This window comes from Halolamina salina, assembly GCF_042678005.1.
In the GTDB taxonomy this organism is placed as follows: domain Archaea; phylum Halobacteriota; class Halobacteria; order Halobacteriales; family Haloferacaceae; genus Halolamina; species Halolamina salina.
The window spans coordinates 1124-1569 of the sequence record NZ_JBHUDH010000141.1 but is presented as its reverse complement, the minus strand read 5'-3'; the positions used below and the strand labels follow the sequence as shown (position 1 = coordinate 1569).

The 446-nt window shown below is 74.2% G+C and carries 1 pseudogene; it reads right to left on the bottom strand.

The features are described 5' to 3' along the window. Window positions 1-446 (bottom strand): annotated as a pseudogene (locus tag ACFR9S_RS12175) (ornithine cyclodeaminase family protein); the annotation flags it as partial.

Sequence of the window (446 nt, the reverse complement as noted above, 5' to 3'; positions counted from 1 at the left end):
GCGGCGACCGCGGCGTCGAGGCGCTCGTTCATCTCGCCCGCGAAGCTCTCGCGGGACTCCTTCGTCGGAGAGAACACCCAGACGGTTTCGAGATCGCGGACCTCGGCGGTGCAGCGGAGCTGCCCGCGGGCCTGCGCGCCCGAGCCGATGAGCGCGACGCTGTCGGCGTCCTCGCGGGCGAGCGCGTCGACGCCCACCGCGCCCGTCGCGCCGGTCTTGAACGGGTTCATCGACGCGCCGTCGAGCACCGCCAGCGGCTCCCCGGAGTCGGCGTCGAACAGCGGCGTCGTGAACCACGCGTCCTCCGCGCCGAAGCCGGCGCTGTACATGTAGCCGCCCATCGCGCCCGTGTCGGGCAGTATCGCGCCGTAGCTGGTGAGCATCCCCGGCGGGTCGCCGCTGCCGAGTTTGGTTCGCGGCTCGGCGGTGGCGCCCCCCCCGCGCTG